The organism is Algirhabdus cladophorae (genome assembly GCF_044772865.1).
In the GTDB taxonomy this organism is placed as follows: Bacteria; Pseudomonadota; Alphaproteobacteria; order Rhodobacterales; family Rhodobacteraceae; genus Algirhabdus; species Algirhabdus cladophorae.
In genome coordinates this window covers 1,743,308-1,758,215 of record NZ_CP173029.1, presented here as the reverse complement: position 1 = coordinate 1,758,215, position 14,908 = coordinate 1,743,308, and the positions used below count along the sequence as shown (strand labels likewise).

The window sequence follows — 14,908 nt, the reverse complement described above, 5'->3', positions numbered from 1 at the left end:
CGATACCGCGAGGAACCCCATGAGCAGCTTTAGTATTTCACAAATCGCATCGGCGCTTGCAGCTCAGGCTGTGGGCGCCGTTGATCTGCGGGTCACAGGTGCTTCGGAACCGGCCAGTGCAGGGCCTGATCACTTGGCCTTGGCGATGGATCCCAAGTATGGCGATGGCCTAACTGCCGGACAGGCTCAGGCTGCGATCCTTTGGGATGGGGCCGATTGGCAGGCATTGGGGTTGAAGGCTGCAATTTTTGTGCCGCGCCCACGCTATGCCATGGCTGGTTTGACGACGTTGATGGATGCAGGGCCACAGATCGCGGCGGGGGTGCATCCCACGGCCGTTGTAGATCCTTCTGCGCAGATCGATGAAGGGGCCGCCATTGGCCCGTTTGTGGTCATTGGTGCAGATGTGCGGATTGGCCCCAAGGCGCGTATCGCAAGCCACGTCAGCATTGATACAGGCGCCCAAATCGGATCGCAGGCCTTGCTGTTACAAGGGGCTAAAATCGGCGCGCGCGTGGTGCTTGGGGATCGCGTGATCCTGCAACCTGGGGCGTGCATTGGGTCCGACGGGTTTTCCTTTGTCACACCTGAAAAGTCTGGTGTTGAAAATGTCCGCGCCACCCTTGGGGATCAACAAGATGCCGCCAAGCAAAGCTGGACGCGGATTCATTCGCTTGGCTCTGTGCACATCGGAGATGATGTGGAGGTCGGGGCCAATGCAGCCATTGATCGGGGCACCATCCGCAACACCACCATTGGACGCGGCACCAAGCTGGATAATCTTGTGCATATTGGCCACAACGTCCAAGTGGGCGAGGATTGTCTGTTGTGTGGTCAAGTGGGCATCGCGGGATCCAGCACCATCGGAAATCGGGTGGTCATGGGCGGGCAATGCGGTGTGAACGACAACATTTTCGTGGGCGACGATGTAATTGCCGGTGGGGCCACTAAAATTTTCACCAACGCGCCTGCGGGCCGCGTTTTGTTGGGCTATCCGGCGATGAAAATGGACGCCCATGTAGAGGCCTACAAAGGCTTGCGCCGTCTGCCACGGCTCTTCCGTGATGTCGCAGCCCTCAAGAAAGCTGTTTCAAACAGCGATCAGAGTGACTAAATCAGCACCACGACTATAGCTGGATAGGGCTGGATCATGACCGTTCGTGACACTGTGTTTGCCATCATCGCTGAACAGGCCTTTTTGGACGTCTCTGACGTTACCGCCGACAGCACGCTTGAGGATCTGGGGATCGACAGCATGGGCGTGGTTGAGGCCATTTTTGCCATCGAAGAGGCCTTTGATATCACCGTGCCGTTTAATGCAAATGCGCCCGAGGACAGCGATTTTGATATCTCGAACGTCGGCAGCATTGTCGCAGCCGTAGACCGATTGGTGGCCGCCAAGCCATGAAACGTGTGGTGATCACAGGAGCAGGGACGATCAATGCCCTCGGCAGTTCTGTGGCCCAGACCCAAAAGGCCATGGCAGAAGGTGTCTGCGGTATCGGGCCTTTGGATATTCGTGATGTGGATCGCCTCAGTGTGCAGATCGGTGCGCAGGTCAAAGACTATAGCGAGACCGCGCATTTTAATCGCCAACAGATCGCCCTTTATGACCGGTTCACCCAGTTCACACTACTGGCCACCCGCGAAGCCATGGCCCAGTCTGGCCTCAAGTTTTCAGGCGAATTGGCGGATAAATCCGGTGTGATCTTTGGAACCTCTGGCGGCGGGCTGACCACCCAAGACGAGAACTACCGCGCCGTCTATGAAGAGGGGAAAAACCGCGTGCACCCGTTCATTGTGCCCAAACTGATGAACAATGCCGCGGCCAGCCATGTCAGCATGGAATATAACCTGCGCGGCCCTTCGTTCACAGTGGCTACAGCCTGCGCCAGCTCAAACCATGCCATGGGGCAGGCTTTTGCGATGATCCGCTCTGGTGTTGCTACAGCTATGGTGACGGGCGGGTCGGAATCGATGCTGTGCTTTGGTGGGTTTAAGGCTTGGGAAGGCCTGCGGGTGATGTCACGCGATGCCTGCCGTCCCTTTTCGGCCAATCGCAACGGCATGGTCCAAGGCGAGGGGGCTGGTGCGTTTGTGTTCGAGGAGTTTGAGCACGCGCGGGCCCGTGGTGCCGAAATTCTGGCCGAGGTGGTCGGCTATTGCATGACCTCTGATGCGTCGGACATCGTGATGCCCTCCAAAATGGGGGCGGCGCGGGCTATATCGGGGGCGTTGAAAGATGCGCGGCTGAACCCGCAGGATGTGGGCTATATCAATGCCCACGGCACAGGCACCACGGCAAATGACAAAACCGAATGCGCGGCTGTGGCCGATGTGTTTGGCCCGCACGCGGATAAATTAATGATGTCCTCGACCAAATCCATGCACGGCCATTTGATCGGCGGCACAGGTGCGGTTGAATTGCTGGCCTGTATGATGGCCTTAAAAGACGGGATCGTCGCCCCAACCATCGGGTACGAGGAAGAAGACCCCGAATGCGCGTTGGATGTGGTGCCCAATGTGGCCCGCGAGGCTAAGGTGGATGTGGCCCTGTCCAATGCCTTTGCTTTTGGTGGTCTCAATGCGGTATTGGCCTTGCGACGTTTGAATTAGGCACAAAAAAGCGCCCCGAAAGGCGCTTTCTTTTGATCTATTTCAGCAGGTTGCTATTCAATTCCAGCGGCGGCTTTGGCAGCGGCCAAACCAGCGGTAAACCCAGTGAGTGAGATCTTAAGCTCGACCTTTTGGTCTGGTGCGGCAGCGGGAACAATTGTCAGGGTCGCCTCGTTGCCAGCGCGGAACGCGGCCACATCGGCATTGGTGAACCCAACGCGCGACAGACAGCCCTGCACATTGCAGAACGTATAAGGGTAGGTGCGTGCCTTGCCGCCATCCACCACCAGACGCAGCGGGATGTTCAGCAATGTTTCAAGCGGCACAACGATGTTGGCCCCAGCGGCTGCTTTCTGGCCGGAAGGCAGAGGCAGGACGTTGATTTCGGCCACGCTGTTGCCTTGGCCGTCTTGCAACAATTGGTACAGCTGACAGGGGTCGTTTTCCTGTTCTGTGCGAATGCAGCGCACTTCCCAATCGCCAGTGACTTCTTTGGTGTAAGGCGCGCCTAGCGGGATTTCTTCGCCTTCAACGCTGCCCATATTCAGGTCCAATGGATCGGCCCCTGTGTCGGCTTCGGCGTCTGTTGCGGCCTCGGTGTCAGTCGTTGCGGTGTCTTGCGTGGTCTCTTGGGCAAAGGCCGCAGGGGCTGCGCCCAACAGGGCTGCCAGAAGGAATGGTTTGAAAAGGTCTGTCATCATGGTCCTAAACTCAACTGTTTGGGCAGTCCTAACACGGCGCAAACCAAGTGTCAGTTCAAAAGCTGTTGACCGAAGCGGCAAACGGGAAAAATCCCGCCTGTCTCCAAAGAATTACATGAAGATCGCAGCCCAACCTGCTGAAATTAAAAAAGGGTCGGTTGACCCGACCCTAATTATTTATTGTTCTCCCCGTCGGACTTGCCGACTTAATTACCCAGAGGCTATGCGGTTTTGTCGCACCGGTCAACAGGGCTTTTGGCAGGATTTCACTTGTTTTTTGCGGGGTAGATTCTGGACCGTCTGATCAAAAAAAGACCGCGCCCCCAAAGGGCGCGGCAAGTCTGACAGGGAGGAAGTAGATCAAAGCGCAATAGCAGCAAAGGCTTTGATCTGGATCTTGTCTAGCATTCAAAGGTTAACACTGTATTGTCTGGGCCAGAGTTATTTTGGGACAAGGCCTCAGCAGATGTCAGACAACATTTTTATCGGCGGCGGTGGCGAAGGCTACGGCGCACCGCAAGCGATGCTTTTGAAATATGCCAACCGGCATGGATTGATTGCAGGGGCCACGGGCACAGGTAAAACCGTGACGTTGCAGATCTTGGCAGAAGGCTTTTCTGCCGCAGGTGTGCCGGTGTTTTTGTCTGACGTAAAAGGCGATCTGTCTGGGCTGGCCGCGGCCGGTCGTGAGGACTTCAAACTGCACGACGCGTTTATGAAGCGGGCGGATACAATTGGTCTGGATCTGCAATATGGCGCGTTTCCTGTCACATTCTGGGATCTGTTTGGCGATCAGGGCCACCCGATCCGCACCACAGTTGCGGAAATGGGGCCTTTGTTGTTATCGCGCTTACTCGAACTAACCGAGGCCCAGGAAGGTGTGCTGAACGTGGCGTTCCGCGTGGCTGATGAGGACGGCTTGCCTTTGCTGGACCTCAAAGACTTGCAAGCTCTGTTGGTCTGGTGCGGTCAAAACGCCAAGGAACTGTCCCTGCGCTACGGCAATATTGCCACGTCGTCCGTCGGAGCGATCCAGCGGCAATTGTTGGTGATCGAGAACCAAGGGGCGGACAAGCTGTTCGGCGAACCAGCCTTGGATCTGGACGATATGATGACGCTGGATGCCAATGGCATGGGGGCGATCAACATCCTTGCCAGTGACAAGCTGATGCAGGCGCCCAAGCTATATGCGACCTTCCTGTTGTGGCTGCTGTCCGAGCTGTTCGAGACATTGCCAGAGGTTGGCAACCCCGACAAACCCAAGTTGGTGTTCTTCTTTGATGAGGCGCATTTGCTGTTTGACGATGCCCCCAAGGCGCTGGTGGACAAGGTTGAACAAGTGGCGCGTTTGATCCGGTCTAAAGGGGTAGGCGTCTATTTCATCACGCAAAACCCAGCCGACGTGCCCGAGGATATCTTGGGCCAATTGGGCAACCGTGTGCAGCACGCTTTGCGCGCCTTTACGGGCAAGGATCGCAAGGAACTGAAGGCCGCGGCGGAAACCTACCGCGAAAACCCGCGCTTTGATACCGCGACAGCTATTTCCGAAGTGGGCACGGGCGAGGCGGTCACATCGATGTTGCAGGACAAAGGTGTGCCGGGCATCGTTGAGCGCACGTTGATCCGACCACCATCCTCGCAACTGGGGCCTTTGGACAAAGCGCAGCGCGCGCAGGTCATGGCAGCCTCGCCAGTGGCGGGCAAATATGAAACGGTTTTGGACCGCAAATCAGCCTTTGAAATGCTGGCCAAACGCGCCGATGATGCTGCCAAGGCCGCAGAGGAGGCCGAGGCGAAAGAGGATGATCTGGAAGCGGCCATGCGCGAATATCAAACCGGTCGGCGGTATTCGGGTACCAAGGTTAGCCGGTCTTCGTCCCGTTCAACGCCCAAGGGTGGCGGGTTTGGCGGCGAAGTGGCCAAATTGGTGATCAAGGAGCTGAAAGGCACCACAGGACGCCGCATCGTGCGCGGCATCCTTGGGGGGATCTTTAAGGCCCGCTAAGCCTCAGAAATAAATCAGAAACCAAAGCTGAAATCATCGCTGCTAAGGTCACTGTTATCAATCCCTTTCAGCGTGATTTCTACGTTTGAAAAGCTCACTTTTGCGTCGCCGCCATTGGCGGTGATTGTCAGATCGGCAAAGCTATTGGCACCGCTCAGGATCACAATTTCATCCTGACCATCGGCAAAATCAACGATCTTGTCTTTGCCATCACCCGTGGAAAACACAAACTGATCCGCGCCTTGACCGCCGTGCAATTTGTCGTTGCCGGCCTCGCCATAAAGCTTGTCCTTGCCGGATCCACCGCGCAGGTTATCGCTGCCATTTCCGCCCAGCAATTTGTCGGTGCCTTGCTGACCGTTGAGCACATCTGCCTGCTTGCCCCCGATCAGTTTATCCGTGCCACGCCCGCCGTTTAGGACGTCCTTGCCAGCGCCGCCTTCGAGGATGTCGGCCTGATCGCCGCCGTTCAGGGTGTCATCGCCCAAACCGCCCTTGAGGCGATCTTTGCCTTCCAGCCCATCGATGGTGTCGTCGCCCTTTTTGCCGTTGATCTCGTCATCAAAGGCCGTGCCTTCCAAGATCTCGTCCGTGTCATCCCCGTCCAAAACAATCCCAACAGGGGCAGGGCCGCCGTCCACATCAAAATTGACCAAAAGCTGTGTGTCGTCATCCGTAAAAATCCAAAGCTCGCCCGAGGGGGCAACATAGAGGCCTTCTGGGTTATAAGCGTCCTCTAGAATGTAGCTATCACGCTCAACACCTGCCTCTGTAAAGACCCGCACCTCGGTTTGGTTGAACTGCGGAAAGCCCATGGTTGTGTTGAACGCCACGGCAAAGCCACCGTCGTAAAGGGCAAACACCTCGGGGCGGATCGTATCACCTGCGGACAAGCCTGTGCTGGCCATGAATTCAGCGATATCAGTCGTGCCGTCAGGATTGATAACCTTGACAAAAACCGACTGTCGGTTGTCATCATAAGCACCGTTTTCATAGAGGAAATCCGAATAGACGGCCACAATGCGCCCGTCGCTCAGAACTGCTGTATCAACAGAATTGAGTCCAAGACCAAAGAGGGTTTGTTGGACGTGGAAGTTTTCGGACAGCAAAATTTCCGGTCCTTGGATCATCGTCACTGTGCCGGTGTCAAACTCGAAAAATTGCGCAAAAGTCTGTCCTTCTTGGGGGTCCGCGCCTGAGACAAAGTTCTGCACCGAGGTTACTTCCACAAGCTTGCCGTTCACCTCTGACAAGCTACCGCTTTGGCGTGAGCCGGTGCCATAGGCCACGCCAGTGGTCGTACCGCTTTGATCAATTACGAACAGAATATCGTCGGAAGCGATTGCAATGGAGCCATCCGATAGGGTTAGTAAGTCTGAGGCTTGTTCGTAGACGTTACTTCCCACCGGAAACACCGCGTCGAACTCTTCAATATAGGCCGTGATGGGCGAGGCCACAGGGCCACCAATGGCTGCACCCGTCGATCCATCAAAATCTTGGTATTGGATATCGCTGTTTGAAAAGTCCTGATACGCCGCAAAGAACACCCGCAACGTGCCATCAGGCAAAATAGTGGCCCCTCCAAACACTTCACTTTCGCCGCTGGGGGTGACCCGCAAGTCGGTCTGGCCAAACCGGTCGGTGCCGTCTGCGTTTGCGAGTTTGAATGCAATCTCGTCAAAGCCGTAGCCGCTGTCGCTAAAAAAGAGAGTAAAGACGGAACCATCATTGAGGGTGAAATTGCGGCTTGCCATGTTTGAAATACCTTAAAAGTTAAAAAAGTCTGTTGAGAAATTTATTACAGCCCAAAAACAAGATCATCGCTGCTAAGATCACTGTTATCAATACCTTTCAGCGTGATTTCTACGTTTGAAAAGCTCACTTTGGCGTCGCCGCCATTGGCGGTGATCGTCAGATCGGCAAAGCTGTTGGCACCGCTCAGGATAACGATCTCATCTTGGCCGTCTGCAAAATCAACGATCTTGTCTTTGCCGTCACCGGTGGAAAACACAAACTGATCCGCGCCTTGACCGCCGTGCAATTTGTCGTTGCCGGCCTCGCCATAAAGCTTGTCCTTGCCGGATCCACCGCGCAGGTTATCGCTGCCATTTCCGCCCAGCAATTTGTCGGTGCCTTGCTGACCGTTGAGCACATCTGCCTGCTTGCCCCCGATCAGTTTATCCGTGCCACGCCCACCGTTTAGGACGTCCTTGCCAGCGCCGCCTTCGAGGATGTCGGCCTGATCGCCGCCGTTCAGCGTATCGTCGCCCAAACCGCCCTTGAGGCGATCTTTGCCTTCCAGCCCATCGATGGTGTCGTTGCCCTTTTTGCCGTTGATCTCGTCGTCAAAGGCCGTGCCTTCCAAGATCTCGTCCGTGTCATCCCCGTCCAAAACAATCCCAACAGGGGCAGGGCCGCCATCGACGGTGAATTGGTGTTCTTTTACGGTCACTTCGTCCGAATAGACCCAAACAGCCCCATCAGGCGAGACATAGATGTCGTCGGCGTAGTCCAGCGAGGTGGCTTGGATGACATAGCTATCACGCTGGTCGCCGCTTTCGTCAAACACACGCACCTCGGTACGATCGACCTGCGGAAGGCCGAGGACTGTGTTGAACACCAATGCAAAGCCGCCGTCGTAGAGCGCGTAAAGCACTGGATCGATTGTGTCGCCATCGTCCGAGTTGGTGCTGCCCAGATATTCGGGCCTATCGACAGTGCCGTCGGCGTTGTAGATTTTGAGCCAAACCGATTGCTTGTCATCGGTGACCTGTTGATTGACGATCAAACGATCCGAATAGGCAATGACAAAGCGCCCATCGCTGAGCTCGACTGAATCCAGGCCATTCAAACCTGCGCCAAAATTAGCATTGATCGAATGATCGCCCTCATCCACGACAAAGGATGGGCCTGCCGGCAAAGTGATCTCACCATTCAAAGCGAACAGTTCGGCGGTGGTGACACCATCCGTAACTGGATTGCCATTGATGGCTGCTTGAATGTCCCCTTTGACCACAAGCAACTGGTTGCCGACCTGCGCAAAGGTTGATGTATGCGGATAGTCCTCCGTGCTGGCAACGCTGACCAAAGTGCTGTTTGCGTCCCAAATCCAAACCGTACCGTATTGCTCAAAGACCATGGATCCATCTGCCAGTGTCAACAAATCATTGGTTCGAGGGGGGCCTGGGAACAGATCCAGCACAAAGGTGTCCGTGCCATTCGGGAACGTGTAGAGAATATCGGTGACAGTCTCGTTCCCGATCGCAGCACCGGTCGACGCGTTGTAATCTGCATAGCGCGTTTCAACGTTGCCGCCATTCTGCGACGTGCTGAAAAAGATCCGCAAGAGGCCATTGTCCATAATCGTAGCGCCAAGGACAACCTCGTCTTCATTGGGACCTGTTGCGCGCAGGTCGGTTTTGCCGAATTTGTCCGTGCCATCGATATTGGCGATCTTGAATGAAACCTCCGACGCAGAAGAGAGATTGTAATATGTGAAAACCGATCCGTCGTTGAGGATCAAACTGCGGGATGCCATGAATGCGGTGACTCTATCTGAAGTTGTAAAATACCCTTCAAGAATAGAGTGTTAGTCATATCCAAACAATAACCCCATGGGGTTATCGGTGGCAGAAACGGCCCAAAGGTCAGGAATACCTGCCCCTGTTTAGATCAATGGACGGATCTTCAATTCGGTCAGTTTATTGGATTCCTTGCCGGTCACTTCGAACCGGAAACCATGAAAACTGAACACTTGGCCTTTGGTGGGGATCGTTTGGGCCTCGTGAATGACCAAACCAGCGATTGTCACGGCCTCGGTGTCGGGCAGATTCCAATCCTTGGCACGGTTCAGATCGCGTATGGTCATTGAGCCATCCACGACAAAATCCCCGTCTTCCGAGGTCAGAACGGTCTGATCTTCGTCCGTGTCAAATTCGTCTGTGATCTCGCCCACGATTTCTTCGAGGATATCCTCAAGAGTGATCAGTCCCTGCAAGGCACCATATTCGTCCACTACCAAGGCAAAATGGGTGTGGCGGCGCAAAAATTCGCGCATTTGATCGTCCAACGGTGTGGTCTCTGGGACAAAATACGGCTTCATCGCCACGCCAACCACATCAAACTTCTTTAGCGCCTCAACCCCGGCTTTGCTGCCATCCAATAGCTTATGGATAGCGCGCAGCAGGTCTTTGGCATGGATCACACCAACGATGTTCTCGGGATCATCGCGAAAGATCGGCAAGCGGGTGTGGTTGCTTTCCAGACATTGGGCCAGAATTTGCTCGGGCGCTTCATTGGCGTCGATCATCTCGATGCCGGAGCGGTGCAGCATGATCTCTTCGACTGTGCGATCGTTCAAGTCCAACGCGCCAAGGATCCGGTCCCGGTCTTCTTTTTCGACGACGCCCTCGGAATGGCCCAGTTGCAAAGCGCCGGCGATTTCTTCGCGTACTGCAAGGATATGACTGTCAGGGTCGGTTTGAACGCCCACAAGGCGCAACACAAAGCGCACCAAGACCCGCACGGCGGACACCACGGGCGCAAAGATGGTCACGACCACGGCAATGATCGGCGAGACCCGAGAGGCGGCCGTTTCGGAGTTGGTGATGGCATAGGTTTTGGGCAGCACTTCGGCAAAGATCAGCACCAGCATGGTCATCACCAATGTGGCGAGGGCCACACCACTTTCGCCAAAAGCACGGGTAAAGAGGGCCGTGGCCAGCGAAGTGGCCAGAATGTTGACCAGATTATTGCCCAACAGGACCGATCCGATCAGCCGTTCGTTGTCCTCGGTGATGTCCAAGGCACGTTGCGCGCCCCGATTGCCCTTGTCGGCCTGCGACCGCAATTTTCCGCGAGAGGCGGCAGTGAGGGCCGTTTCCGAGCCGGAAAAGAATGCGGAAAGCACCAATAGGAGCATAATCGCACCTGCGGTCATCCAAAAGGCGCTGTCAAAAGTTTCGGGGGTCATAGCCTTGCCAAGAAATACATCGGTCTTTGGGTTATGGGGGCGCAGCGGCGCTATATCAAGGGCTGGGCTGTAATCGCATCAGCTATTGCGGTTTTTTGGCTAGTGGATGATGGGTCAGGACCAGATCGCGCAGTCGTTCCTCTAGAACGTGGGTATAGATTTCCGTAGTGGCCACATCCGCATGGCCCAGCAGCGTCTGGATTGATCGCAAATCCGCGCCACCGGCCAACAAATGGGTGGCAAAGGCATGCCGCAGGGTGTGCGGCGTGACTTTGGCGGGCGAAACCCCCGCGTGCACCGCGATTTCCTTAATCAGGCCATAGAACCTGTGGCGGGTCATATGGCCTTGCTTGGAACTGGTTGGGAATAGAAATTTCGGTGCTGCAATGCGGTCTGTGGCCAGTCTTGCGGCTTTGTCGTCCCACAACGCCAGCCAATCAGTCAAAGCACTGCGCGCCCCTGCAGACAAGGGCACCATCCGTTCTTTGCCGCCTTTGCCTTTGATCAACAACATGCGGGGGTCACCGCGGGCGCTGCTGACGGGCAAAGACACCAATTCGCTGACCCGCATGCCTGTGGCATACAGCAGTTCCATCAGGCAGCGGTTGCGTGTGGCATCAGAGGCGTTGCGCGCCAATGCTGGGGCTGCGGCCAGCAATGCGTCAACCTCGTCATGGCTTAGGGTCTTGGGCAGGCTCTTGTCGCGCCCCGGTCCCTTGATTTGGATCGCGGGATTGTCGCTCCGTAGATTTTCCTCAAACGCAAACCGGTAAAGCTGTTTGATCGCGGACAACCGCCGGGCGCGGGTCGCTTTGGACAGGCCCTGCGCATCGCAAAATACCAGATAGTCTTCAACATCAGCCTTTTGGGCCTGATCAAACCCTTTGGATTTTCGCGCCAACCATTCGGAAAAATCCCGCAGGTCGCGGGCATAGGCCAATTGCGTGTTTGTGGCGGCGTCCAATTCGGCGGCTTGGGCTTCTACGAAACTTTGGATCCAGCGGGCGTCTTGGCTCATAACAACAGCACCTGAAGGGCCGTGCGCCGCGCATAGTCCTCAAGGCCCACAGCGCGCAGCACTGATAACCCTGCCGCAAGGCCAGTAATGTCGCCGTCCCCGGCGGGTTCGATCGCCAGCACGGCTGTTAAAATTGCTTGGCCCAAGTGGCCGTCTTTGATCATGGCTGCTGCGCGCGCGGCTGGCGGGGTGGTAAATCCTGCGACGATGGCGCGCTCGACTGCGGTTGTCGCCGTGGCGTCCTGAGGGGTGCCTTGGGCCAGCGATTTGCGAAATGAGGGGGCTGGATCCTCGATGGCGATGGTTTCATAGGCCGGTGACAAATAGCCCAATCGCAGCGCCGCGGATTTTGCAGTGGGACCCAAGGGCAATCCGCCCAAGGTCTCGGCAAAGAGGCGAGCGACGGGCACCAACAACCCGGCAGGTTCCAAGATGTCCATGGCTGGCGGCAGATGCGTGTTCACAGCGGATGGATCGCGCGCGCGCACCGCAGCTTCCAGCCGTTGGATTGCCTCGACACGGTCCCAGATTTGGCCAGATGCAGAGGGTGTTTTTTCAGTGAATATTCCGAGGAATTGATTGTCGGGCAAGGCACCGCTGCGGCCCAACCGTTCTGCTGCCTCCAATCGTGCCTTCCATCCGGAGTTCTGCCGAAGATCTGAGGCCGCATAGGGCAGGGGCAAGCCACGGGTGGGGCGCGGATGGCCAATGGCCTCTAGCACCCGAAATTGCAGTGGGGTCAGTTGATGTGAGGCGATTTTGGGCGGCTCGGTCTGTTCCATCTCTGGATCCAGAAAAGCCGCAAGCAGGCGCGCATCTACAGGAGTGATTTGATCCAACGCCTTGGCCGTATCCAATGTCAGGCTGGCGGCCACCCAATCCTGTTGGCGGGCCAGACAAAACACCCGCAGATCCGTTTGCGGACGTAGGCCGGGTGTGTCGCGCCATAAGTCGCACAGGGCTTGTTCTTGACCGGTCAAAAGGCCGATATCCATGCGCCGTTGAAACACCTGCGGTGTCACAGGTTGCGCACGTGCGGCCAACGCAAAAGCAGCCTCCAGTGATCCCATGCGCACAAGGGCATCGATCCGCGCCAGCAAAAACACCTGATCCGTGCTGGCGTCCGTAGGCGCTGCGGCTTCGGCAAGGATCAACAGACGCATCAAGTCTTGGATCGCTGGGAATTGTGGTACGCCGATCTGTTCGATCAATCCCGACAAACGCGCGCTGTTGGATGCTTGCCAAAGGTCTTTGGGCAGGCCCGTCACCGTTGCAGGCAGCAAGCCGATGGTCGGGGCCGTGTTACCGCCCAATGGGGTCACGGTCACATCTGCAATGGCGGCTGACGTGGCCACTTGGGGTTCGGTTGTTTGTTGCGGTTGGGTTGGTGTCGCTGGCGAAGGCGTGTGCAGCACACTCTTCATCCAGTCGATTTCAGACAACGGGTTTTGTGTTTCGCTTGCAGTCGTGCCTTCTGAGGTTTGCTGTGCCAAGGCCTGTGCGGCCCAGCCACAGACGGCCACGGCAAAAACAAAGGCACACCCCCGCTGCATCATTGCAAAGGCAGGGTCACAGGTTTGCGGATTTCCACCTGTTCGGGCGCAAAATCAACGCCAATATAGGGACCAACATAGGCATAAGCGATCAGCGCTACGATGCACAGAACCGCTAAATATCCGATTAGTTTAAAGAGTTTACCTATCATCGGCTGCCCGAGTTTCCTGTGTTTGCCTTGCTCTGCACACGCGCCAAACGTTGCCTTGCCGTCTTTTATAGGCGCCTTGTGTGCATTTATATATGGTGTTTTATGCAAGATCACGCCATTGACGGACGGAATGCAAGAGGTAAGCGGGCTGATGCCGATCAATTCTGGGGATACGTCCATAGGCAGCGCGCTAAAGCTGCAGAAAACCGTAGTTTTTGTAGGGATGATGGGGGCCGGAAAAACCGCCGTGGGTCGGGCCGTGGCGCAGTATTTTGACGTGCCGTTCCGCGACAGCGATGCAGCCCTTGAAGAAGCAGCCCAAATGACCATTGCCGAGATATTTGACCGCGATGGCGAGGCGTTCTTTCGCGATCGCGAAACCCAAGTGATTGACCGCTTGCTGGCAAAATCCCCATCGATACTCAGCACGGGGGGTGGTGCCTTTATGGCGGCCCGCAATCGCGATCTGATCACCGCCAAGGGCGTGTCGGTCTGGCTGCAAGCCGATCTTGATTTGTTGTGGGAGCGCGTGCGCCACAAAGATACACGCCCCCTGCTGCGCACGGCAGATCCCTATGGAACGCTCAAGGGCATCTATGAGCAGCGCACGCCGATCTATGCCGAGGCCAATGTCACAGTCGAGACGCTGGCGTCCTACTCGATTTCTGACACAACGCAGGCGGTGGTGCAGGCCCTTTTGGCGCATCCCGGAATTTTGGAGGCCTCTGATGTCTGAAACTGTTCACGTTCCTTTGGGCGATCGCGCCTACGACATCAAAATTGGTCAGGGCCTTTTGCAACAGGCCGGTGGTTTGATTGGCCCACTTTTGGCCAGACCACGCGTTGCAGTGGTAACCGATCAGAATGTGGCGGCTCTGCATCTTGAAACCCTAAGGGCGGGTTTGACAGCCCAAGGGATCGATATGGTCTCGCTCAGCTTGCCTGCGGGGGAGGCAACCAAATCATGGGGGCCGTTTACCCAAACCGTGGAATGGTTGCTTGATGAAAAAATCGAACGTCGTGATCTGGTGGTGGCCCTTGGCGGTGGTGTGATTGGGGATCTGGTGGGATTTGCAGCGGCAGTGCTGCGACGCGGTGTCGGGTTTATCCAAATCCCCACCTCTTTGCTGGCCCAAGTGGACAGTTCCGTTGGTGGCAAAACCGGGATCAACGCCCCCCACGGCAAGAACCTGATCGGTGCGTTTCATCAGCCCAAACTTGTGCTGGCGGATGTAGATGTTCTTGGCACGCTTACGCCGCGAGATTTCATTGCGGGCTATGGCGAAGTCGTAAAATACGGCCTTTTGGGGAGTTCGGTGTTTTTTGACTGGCTGGAAGACAACGGTCCGAAATTGGCTGCAGGCGATGTGGCCGCGCGGATCGAGGCGGTGCGGGTATCGTGCCAGATGAAAGCGGACATTGTAGAACGCGACGAGACGGAACAAGGTGATCGTGCCTTGTTGAACCTCGGTCACACGTTCTGTCATGCTCTGGAGGCTGCGACAGGCTATTCGGATCGGTTGCTGCATGGCGAAGGCGTGGCCATCGGCTGTGCGCTGGCGTTTGAATTGTCTGCGCGGATGGGGTTGTGCAGCCAAGAGGACCCCAGCCGCGTGCGCGCCCACCTCAAGGCCATGAATATGAAGACAGATTTGCGCGATATTGACGGCGAGCTTCCCAGTTCGGCCGAATTGGTTTCACTTATGGGGCAGGATAAAAAGGTTATTGATGGTAAGTTACGGTTCATTTTGGCCCGTGGCATTGGCGACAGTTTTGTAACCTCCGATGTGGATGGCGCCCTCGTCAAAGAAGTGCTTGATCAGGCCCGTTAACCTTAATCTGCGTCTCCCAAGACCCTAAACCAAGTTTTAAACAATCATCCCTACACCAT

Annotated in this window: 13 protein-coding genes; 6 read left to right on the top strand and 7 right to left on the bottom strand. The window is 56.1% G+C overall.

Translation table 11 applies throughout. From position 1 onward, the window contains the following. Positions 1–19 precede the first annotated feature (19 nt). The 3 genes from lpxD to ACIRQ6_RS08460 are packed head-to-tail and all read left to right on the top strand — an operon-like array spanning position 20 to position 2,616. A complete protein-coding gene (gene lpxD / locus ACIRQ6_RS08470; RefSeq protein ID WP_420863693.1) occupies positions 20–1,114 on the top strand; it encodes a UDP-3-O-(3-hydroxymyristoyl)glucosamine N-acyltransferase in 1,095 nt (364 codons plus the stop codon). A gap of 36 nt (positions 1,115–1,150) precedes the next feature. Beyond that, positions 1,151–1,408 carry an acyl carrier protein gene (locus tag ACIRQ6_RS08465; protein ID WP_420863692.1) on the top strand — a complete coding sequence of 86 codons (258 nt, stop codon included), beginning with the start codon at positions 1,151–1,153 and terminating at the stop codon, positions 1,406–1,408. Continuing rightward, positions 1,405–2,616, top strand: a complete 1,212-nt coding sequence (locus ACIRQ6_RS08460) for a beta-ketoacyl-[acyl-carrier-protein] synthase family protein (protein WP_420863691.1) — start codon at positions 1,405–1,407, stop codon at positions 2,614–2,616. Before ACIRQ6_RS08465 ends, ACIRQ6_RS08460 begins: the two co-directional genes overlap by 4 nt. 53 nt (positions 2,617–2,669) lie before the next feature. On the opposite strand, the gene ACIRQ6_RS08455 is transcribed toward ACIRQ6_RS08460, so the two are convergent. Further along, the gene (locus ACIRQ6_RS08455) at positions 2,670–3,314 is read right to left on the bottom strand and encodes an invasion associated locus B family protein (RefSeq protein WP_420863882.1); all 645 of its coding nucleotides are present in this window, start codon (positions 3,312–3,314) and stop codon (positions 2,670–2,672) included. Positions 3,315–3,783: 469 nt separating this feature from the next. On the opposite strand from ACIRQ6_RS08455, the gene ACIRQ6_RS08450 reads away from it, so the two are divergent. Continuing rightward, a complete protein-coding gene (locus ACIRQ6_RS08450) occupies positions 3,784–5,322 on the top strand; it encodes a helicase HerA-like domain-containing protein (RefSeq protein ID WP_420863690.1) in 1,539 nt (512 codons plus the stop codon). Between the two features lie 14 nt (positions 5,323–5,336). Here ACIRQ6_RS08450 and ACIRQ6_RS08445 read toward each other — a convergent pair whose 3' ends face one another. From ACIRQ6_RS08445 to ACIRQ6_RS08420, 6 genes are all read right to left on the bottom strand, one after another. After that, the gene (locus tag ACIRQ6_RS08445; protein WP_420863689.1) at positions 5,337–7,076 is read right to left on the bottom strand and encodes a calcium-binding protein; all 1,740 of its coding nucleotides are present in this window, start codon (positions 7,074–7,076) and stop codon (positions 5,337–5,339) included. Between the two features lie 44 nt (positions 7,077–7,120). Further along, a complete protein-coding gene (locus ACIRQ6_RS08440; protein WP_420863688.1) occupies positions 7,121–8,860 on the bottom strand; it encodes a calcium-binding protein in 1,740 nt (579 codons plus the stop codon). Between the two features lie 129 nt (positions 8,861–8,989). Beyond that, entirely contained in the window at positions 8,990–10,294 is a 1,305-nt protein-coding gene (locus ACIRQ6_RS08435; RefSeq protein WP_420863687.1) for an HlyC/CorC family transporter, read from the bottom strand. 82 nt (positions 10,295–10,376) lie between these two features. Continuing rightward, positions 10,377–11,312, bottom strand: coding sequence for a tyrosine recombinase (locus ACIRQ6_RS08430; protein ID WP_420863686.1), 936 nt, complete (start codon positions 11,310–11,312; stop codon positions 10,377–10,379). Next, positions 11,309–12,868 carry a hypothetical protein gene (locus tag ACIRQ6_RS08425; protein ID WP_420863685.1) on the bottom strand — a complete coding sequence of 520 codons (1,560 nt, stop codon included), beginning with the start codon at positions 12,866–12,868 and terminating at the stop codon, positions 11,309–11,311. The genes ACIRQ6_RS08430 and ACIRQ6_RS08425 overlap by 4 nt, the downstream gene beginning before the upstream one ends. Further along, entirely contained in the window at positions 12,865–13,179 is a 315-nt protein-coding gene (locus ACIRQ6_RS08420; RefSeq protein ID WP_420863684.1) for a hypothetical protein, read from the bottom strand. The genes ACIRQ6_RS08425 and ACIRQ6_RS08420 overlap by 4 nt, the downstream gene beginning before the upstream one ends. Between ACIRQ6_RS08420 and ACIRQ6_RS08415 the strand changes: the two genes are divergently transcribed. Together ACIRQ6_RS08415 and aroB are read left to right on the top strand one after the other, a co-directional pair. Beyond that, entirely contained in the window at positions 13,169–13,753 is a 585-nt protein-coding gene (locus ACIRQ6_RS08415) for a shikimate kinase (protein WP_420863683.1), read from the top strand. The two genes, ACIRQ6_RS08420 and ACIRQ6_RS08415, sit on opposite strands and share 11 nt — an antisense overlap. Next, positions 13,746–14,849, top strand: coding sequence for a 3-dehydroquinate synthase (aroB, locus tag ACIRQ6_RS08410; protein WP_420863682.1), 1,104 nt, complete (start codon positions 13,746–13,748; stop codon positions 14,847–14,849). Before ACIRQ6_RS08415 ends, aroB begins: the two co-directional genes overlap by 8 nt. The last annotated feature ends 59 nt before the right edge of the window (positions 14,850–14,908 follow it).

Coding starts and splice junctions, on each gene's coding strand:
- lpxD (WP_420863693.1), top strand. CDS start 20: ATGAGCAGCTTTAGTATTTCACAAATCGCATCGGCGCTTGCAGCTCAG.
- ACIRQ6_RS08465 (WP_420863692.1), top strand. CDS start 1,151: ATGACCGTTCGTGACACTGTGTTTGCCATCATCGCTGAACAGGCCTTT.
- ACIRQ6_RS08460 (WP_420863691.1), top strand. CDS start 1,405: ATGAAACGTGTGGTGATCACAGGAGCAGGGACGATCAATGCCCTCGGC.
- ACIRQ6_RS08455 (WP_420863882.1), bottom strand. CDS start 3,314: ATGACAGACCTTTTCAAACCATTCCTTCTGGCAGCCCTGTTGGGCGCA.
- ACIRQ6_RS08450 (WP_420863690.1), top strand. CDS start 3,784: ATGTCAGACAACATTTTTATCGGCGGCGGTGGCGAAGGCTACGGCGCA.
- ACIRQ6_RS08445 (WP_420863689.1), bottom strand. CDS start 7,076: ATGGCAAGCCGCAATTTCACCCTCAATGATGGTTCCGTCTTTACTCTC.
- ACIRQ6_RS08440 (WP_420863688.1), bottom strand. CDS start 8,860: ATGGCATCCCGCAGTTTGATCCTCAACGACGGATCGGTTTTCACATAT.
- ACIRQ6_RS08435 (WP_420863687.1), bottom strand. CDS start 10,294: ATGACCCCCGAAACTTTTGACAGCGCCTTTTGGATGACCGCAGGTGCG.
- ACIRQ6_RS08430 (WP_420863686.1), bottom strand. CDS start 11,312: ATGAGCCAAGACGCCCGCTGGATCCAAAGTTTCGTAGAAGCCCAAGCC.
- ACIRQ6_RS08425 (WP_420863685.1), bottom strand. CDS start 12,868: ATGATGCAGCGGGGGTGTGCCTTTGTTTTTGCCGTGGCCGTCTGTGGC.
- ACIRQ6_RS08415 (WP_420863683.1), top strand. CDS start 13,169: ATGCCGATCAATTCTGGGGATACGTCCATAGGCAGCGCGCTAAAGCTG.
- aroB (WP_420863682.1), top strand. CDS start 13,746: ATGTCTGAAACTGTTCACGTTCCTTTGGGCGATCGCGCCTACGACATC.